This window comes from Mucilaginibacter sp. P2_A4 (assembly GCF_056405015.1).
The window spans coordinates 149753-155752 of the sequence record NZ_JBFUCX010000022.1; the positions used below are offsets into that span (position 1 = coordinate 149753).

A 6000-nucleotide genomic window follows, 5' to 3' on the forward strand; every position below is an offset into this window, starting at 1 on the left:
ATTTATATAGGGGGGAGTATTTAGCCGGGCTGTTTGTATTCCCCAAAAAACAACTTACATTAGCTCACCAATTTATGCCTAACCATGAAAAAACTTTCTTTGATCTTATTAAGCCTGATAGCAGCAACCTTTAAAGTATTTAGCCAGGATGCAGCAACCTTATATGATGCTGGTACTAAACCAGTATTGGTATCCAAACAATTCCTGTTTACAGAGGGGCCGGCAGTTAATAAAAAAGGTGACGTTTTTTTTACCGATCAACCTAATGATAAAATCTGGAAGTACGATACCGACGGGAAGCTATCTGTATTTTTAGATAGCGCAGGCCGCAGTAACGGGATGTATTTTGATAGGAAAGGCAACCTCATTAGCTGTGCCGATGCAAAGAACCAGTTGTGGTCTATCAGCCCAAAAGGAAAAATTGAAATTTTGTTGAAAGATTATAAGGGCCTGCAATTTAATGGCCCTAACGATGTTTGGGTACGCCCGGATGGTGGTTTATACATTACAGATCCGTATTATCAGCGCGATTACTGGACCCGTAAAAAATCTGATCTTGATGGTCAAAAACTCTATTACCTGCCCAAAGGGAAACATGAAGCTGTTATTGTTGACGATAAATTGAAACAACCCAATGGTATTGTAGGTACTGCCGATGGCAAATATTTGTACGTGGCCGATATTGGCGACAACAAAACTTACCGTTATGATATCAATAAAGATGGATCATTAACCAACAGGACCCTTTTTACAGCCCAGGGATCTGATGGGATGACGATAGACGAAAAAGGAGATGTTTACCTTACCGGAAAAGGTGTAACCATATTTAATGCCAAGGGCGAAAAAGTTGCCCATATAGATATAGATGAACCCTGGACAGCCAATATCTGCTTTGGTGGTAAAAACAAGGATATGCTTTTTATTACCGCATCTAAGGCGGTTTATACTTTTCAAATGAAAGTTAAAGGGGTAGACTAAGTTTTTTGCTGCAGGTAATTTGCTATTTGCTGTTGCTCATTGCGGGTTAACAGATCGCCCTCGTATTTCCATTGTTGATGGTCGGCCTGCCCAAAAGTGATGGTGCCTAAATAGTCGGGATTGTTTTTATCGGCCAGGTTGGATTGCCCTTCATCTATTTCCAATGTTTCGGTAAATAATGCCGATTCATTATCGATGCTTGTTTTATATATTTTATAAATTCCTTTATCGCTTAAATCGTGTTTTAAAACCGGTTCAACAATAATGTTCCGTAAGCTGCCATCAGCGTGTTTCAAAGCTAAATAAACCGGATTTTTCATAAAGTATTATTTTCATGATAATACAATGTGCTGGCGGCTTTGTTTGTGAAAAATGGTATTCTGCCTGGCTCGCGGTGTTTTGTAAAAACCTATAGAAACAAGAAGCGCCCTCTGATGGGCAGGGGCGCGTTCTAACCAATTATAAACCTAAATTATGAGAAGAGCTGTAAGGGAGGTCTCGAACCATCTGTTGCTGCCGTTCAGCGCCTTACATTTATTACACTACAAATATACAACACATCTTTTATTTTGCAAATGTTTTAAGTTAAATTATCAAATATTAACAATTTGATAATTTAAAAAGTATTTATATGCGATATTGGTAAATAAATAAATGTTGTTATAACATGTTATATGCCTGTATATCAATATATTTATGCAAGGCAAAAATGATACCAATAAAGTTTGTAAAATTGAAAATCCTGCAAACTTTATAAAAAATATTACAAAGTTTACAGGATTTGATATGCCTTATTTGCGGCTATTTAACAGGAAAACTAATTAACCTGGTACTAATTGGCAGGTTCAGTTTTTTTCTTAGCAGCTTTTTTTTCTTTTTTAGCTGTTATTAAAGCATCATACTTAGTTTTCTGCTCGGGAGTAAGTATCGCTTTTAATTTGGCATCAGCCTTATCACGGATCAGCTTATGCGCATATTTTTGTTCTTTTTTATCATTGGTTGTTTTAAGCGCTTTTAAGCTATCAAGGCTTTTATCCTGTTCCAGCAACACCGCGTTTGCCTTTGTAATCTGGCTATTGGTTAGGCTTAATTGTTTGGTTAACTCCTTGGTTTGTTTAGCGGCTTTTAATGCAGGAGTTATGGGAGTTTTGTTTTGCGCATTTGCAAACAGGCCTAAACCGGCTAAAAGCATAATTGTAAATAGTAACTTTTTCATGTTTTATGATTTTGTGCTGGTATGACTTGGCCTTTAACGATTGGTTTAATGCACTAATCTACAACAATTGATAGGAAAGCAACACAGCCCCGCTTTTAAAAGTTTTGGTATCCCTTAGCTTCAGGTTGAGTTGTTTACTTAAGCCGCCGAATATCGGTATGCCGGCGCCCAGCGCTACCGGGTCAACCATAAGCTGAATGCCATCCAATAAGCCCTCATTGGCCAGTTGGGTGATGATACTGCCGCTGCCCAATATGGTCATGTCGTGGCCGGGTGTTTGTTTCAGTTTTTTTACCTCGGCAACCATATTATCAATAACCGTGGTGTTTTGCCAGTCTGCCTTTTTTAAGGTTTTCGAAAAAACAATTTTTTCGGCTTCGTTCATTCCTTTGGCAACTCCGGGCATGCTTTCCATAGCCATTGGCGAAGGCCAGAAACCGGCCATCATTTCATAGGTTATACGCCCGAAAAGTAAAATGTTACCGGCCTGCATATTATCTTCAGAAAACTTTGCACCTTCTTCGCCGTGTATGTGCCAGGCGGTTGAGTTGTTGGCATCTTTATAAAAACCATTCAAGGTTACAAAATTGAATGCGGTTAATTTTCTCATGACATTTAGATGTTTTAAAATTTGACTTTTACACCTATATCAAATGAAATAACAAATATTGGACAAGGGGTTTTAAAGAATTGATCGTTTTTTGAAAATTATTGTAATTTATCGATCATTTATAAAACGTTTTCACAGAATCCCGAAGCTTTGTTTTTCTAAAACTTTCCATCCAATGGCGATGTTATCCTACAAAACATCATTTACCATGAGCCTGGAAAAATATGTAGAAAAGCGGGATTTTAGCAAAACCGCCGAACCAAAAGCGGGAAAAAGCAAGGACAAAAACAGCTTGACCTTTGTTATTCAAAAACATGACGCATCCCGGCTGCATTATGATTTCAGGCTGGAGATGGATGGCGTACTCAAAAGTTGGGCGGTACCCAAAGGTCCATCCACAGATCCTAAAACCAAGCGCCTGGCTATGATGGTAGAAGATCACCCTTATGACTACCGCAACTTTGAAGGTATCATTCCGGAGGGCGAATATGGCGGCGGTACTGTAATTGTTTGGGACGAGGGTACCTATGAGCCTATCGAAGAAATCAAAGGCAAAAAAGAACAGGAAAAGGCATTGTTAAAACAGCTTAAATCGGGTTCGCTTAAAATAAAGCTACATGGCGAAAAACTGGAGGGGGAGTTTGCCCTGGTTAAAACCCATGGCATGGGCGATAATGCCTGGCTGCTGATTAAACACGATGATGATTTTGCATCTAAAAAAGATATCACCAGGGAAGATAAATCAGTGATATCCGGCAAGACCATCGAAACCATGGAGAAAACAGGTGAAAAGGTTTGGCAAGATGGGCACGAAGAGAAGATTGAAAAAACTAAAAAACCTTTGTCAAAAGAAAAAAAAACGGACCCGGTTGAACCTGAAGTAAGCATAGCTGAACCAGCGGATATAAATACTGCCGCCCTGTTGAAAAAAGCGCCCAAAGCCAAAATTCCAACGGGGATAAAACCGATGTTGGCGACTTTGGTTGATGAGCCTTTTGATGACGCTGATTGGGTTTACGAGGTGAAATGGGATGGCTACCGCGCACTTGCTTTTATCAATAAGGGCGAGGTGGAGCTGTTATCCCGCAATAACAAAACGTTTAACCAAAAATTTTACCCTATTTATAAACTGCTGCAGGATTGGAAGATTAATGCTGTACTTGATGGCGAGATATTAGTTTTGAATGATAAAGGAATTTCCAATTTTGGCAACCTGCAAAACTGGCGCAGCGAGGCCGATGGCGAACTGATTTACTATGTGTTCGATATTCTTTGGTACGATGGTAAAAACCTCATGGATATACCGCTTACCGGGCGCCAGGCTATTTTAAAAGATGTTTTACCTTCTGATGATGATCGCATCCGCGTAAGCAAAGTATTTAATGCCAGCGGTACTGAATTTTTTAAGGCCGCCGAGAGGATGGGGCTGGAGGGGATTATAGCCAAAAAAGCAAGCAGTACTTACTCGGCAAACATCAGATCGAAAGAATGGCTTAAAATCAAGGTGCACAAACGGCAGGAAGTTGTAATTGCGGGTTTTACAAAAAATGAAGATACTTCAAAGCAATTCAGCTCTTTATTGTTGGGTGTTTATGAAGATAAAAGTTTGCAATATGTGGGTAAAGTGGGCACGGGGTTTTCTGATAAAGTACAAAAGGAAATGATGGAACAGTTTAAGCCGCTTATTACTGATAAAAGTCCGTTTGATTTGATACCCGATGTAAACAAACCCTCACGTTTCAGGCCAAATCCGCCCAAAGCTAAAGCTACATGGCTTAAACCCGAGCTGGTTTGTGAGGTGGCATTTAGCGAAGTAACCAGCGATGGCGTTTTTAGGCATCCGTCTTTCCAGGGTATGCGGATCGACAAAAAAGCAAAAGACGTGGTACGTGAGATAGCCGAACATACCAAAGCAGCTGTTGAGGACGTACCAGATGCACAAAAAGATGTACATGCAACAGCGATTAAGCCGCCAAAGGGGAAGGAAAGAAAAACCTTGTTAAACCCCACCGACGAAACGCAGGTGCGCAAAATTTGCGGTCACGATTTGATGTTTACCAACCTGAGCAAGGTCTACTGGCCCGAAGATAACGTAACCAAGCGCGACATGTTTAATTATTATTACCAGGTTGCTGAGTATATTTTACCCTACCTTAAAGATAGGCCTATGTCACTTAACCGCTTTCCCGGCGGAATTCACGGGCCAAGCTTTTACCAAAAGGATGTAAAAGACAAAGCGCCAGATTGGGCTAAAACTTTTCCCTACACCAACGGCGAGGGTGAGCATAAAGAATATTTAGTTGGCACCGATGAGGCCAGTTTGTTATGGATGGCTTCGTTGGGTTGCATAGAAATGAATCCCTGGTTTAGTCGTGTGCAATCGCCGGATAACCCGGATTACTGCGTAATAGACCTGGATCCTGATAAAAATACTTTTGACCAGGTAATAGAAGCCGCGCTTGAGGTAAAAAAGGTTTTGGATGCTATTGGTGTGCCTTCTTACTGCAAAACTTCCGGATCTACCGGGATGCATATTTACATACCAATGGATGCCGAATATAGTTATGACCAAACACAAATGTTTGCCCGTATCATTGTAGATATTGTTCACAAACAAATTCCTGATTTTACCAGCCTGGAGCGTATGGTAGCCAAACGTAAAGGGAAAATGTACCTGGATTTTTTACAAAACCGCCCCGGTGCTACTATTGCCGGTCCGTACTCGCTGCGGCCAAAGGTAGGCGCCACAGTATCAATGCCACTGCATTGGGATGAAGTTAAACCCGGCCTTACCATGAAGCATTTTACTATTTTTAATTCTATCGACAGACTAAAAACTGAAGGTGACCTTTTTAAATGTGTTTTAGGTAAAGCCATTGATTTGGAGAAAGCCATTAAAAAGGCGCAAGGGTTATTCAGTTAGCGGTGGGCAGTTAGTAGTTTGCAGTTAGCAGTGGGCAGTTCACAGTTTGCAGTTAGAAGTTTGCAATTATCCTTTATGTCATTGCTGTAAAGGTCAGATAATTCGGTAACAGAATTAGCTTTAACTAATAAAGCTAAAAGTTATGCGGAACATAAACAACGATCTTACCTTAAAGCGAAATTACCTGAGCAAGTACCGTTTTTTAATCGGTGAATATGAACAGGTAAAGCGTGGTGAACATACTATTTTTAGGTTTGCCAAAGATTTCTATTC

General features: G+C 40.3%; 5 protein-coding genes. 2 read left to right on the forward strand and 3 right to left on the reverse strand.

Going from position 1 to position 6000, the window contains the following annotated elements; all coding sequences use genetic code 11:
- Positions 1-84 precede the first annotated feature (84 nt).
- The gene (locus AC1DYB_RS28615; RefSeq protein ID WP_477440090.1) at positions 85-978 is read left to right on the forward strand and encodes an SMP-30/gluconolactonase/LRE family protein; all 894 of its coding nucleotides are present in this window, start codon (positions 85-87) and stop codon (positions 976-978) included.
- On the opposite strand, the gene AC1DYB_RS28620 is transcribed toward AC1DYB_RS28615, so the two are convergent.
- The 3 genes from AC1DYB_RS28620 to AC1DYB_RS28630 all read right to left on the reverse strand — a co-directional run bounded on the left by AC1DYB_RS28620 (position 975) and on the right by AC1DYB_RS28630 (position 2804).
- Positions 975-1298: a hypothetical protein gene (locus AC1DYB_RS28620; RefSeq protein WP_477440092.1), complete on the reverse strand. Its 324-nt coding sequence runs from the start codon at positions 1296-1298 to the stop codon at positions 975-977. The two genes, AC1DYB_RS28615 and AC1DYB_RS28620, sit on opposite strands and share 4 nt — an antisense overlap.
- Before the next feature lie 512 nt (positions 1299-1810).
- Complete coding sequence (locus tag AC1DYB_RS28625) at positions 1811-2194, reverse strand: hypothetical protein (RefSeq protein WP_477440094.1); 384 nt, start codon at positions 2192-2194, stop codon at positions 1811-1813.
- A gap of 58 nt (positions 2195-2252) precedes the next feature.
- A complete protein-coding gene (locus AC1DYB_RS28630) occupies positions 2253-2804 on the reverse strand; it encodes a dihydrofolate reductase family protein (RefSeq protein WP_477440096.1) in 552 nt (183 codons plus the stop codon).
- A gap of 208 nt (positions 2805-3012) precedes the next feature.
- On the opposite strand from AC1DYB_RS28630, the gene ligD reads away from it, so the two are divergent.
- Positions 3013-5727, forward strand: a complete 2715-nt coding sequence (ligD, locus tag AC1DYB_RS28635) for a DNA ligase D (RefSeq protein ID WP_477440098.1) — start codon at positions 3013-3015, stop codon at positions 5725-5727.
- Positions 5728-6000 lie beyond the last annotated feature (273 nt).

Excerpts from the sequence above, each read along its gene's own strand:
- AC1DYB_RS28615 (WP_477440090.1), top strand. The coding sequence starts at position 85 with ATGAAAAAACTTTCTTTGATCTTATTAAGCCTGATAGCAGCAACCTTT.
- AC1DYB_RS28620 (WP_477440092.1), bottom strand. The coding sequence starts at position 1,298 with ATGAAAAATCCGGTTTATTTAGCTTTGAAACACGCTGATGGCAGCTTA.
- AC1DYB_RS28625 (WP_477440094.1), bottom strand. The coding sequence starts at position 2,194 with ATGAAAAAGTTACTATTTACAATTATGCTTTTAGCCGGTTTAGGCCTG.
- AC1DYB_RS28630 (WP_477440096.1), bottom strand. The coding sequence starts at position 2,804 with ATGAGAAAATTAACCGCATTCAATTTTGTAACCTTGAATGGTTTTTAT.
- ligD (WP_477440098.1), top strand. The coding sequence starts at position 3,013 with ATGAGCCTGGAAAAATATGTAGAAAAGCGGGATTTTAGCAAAACCGCC.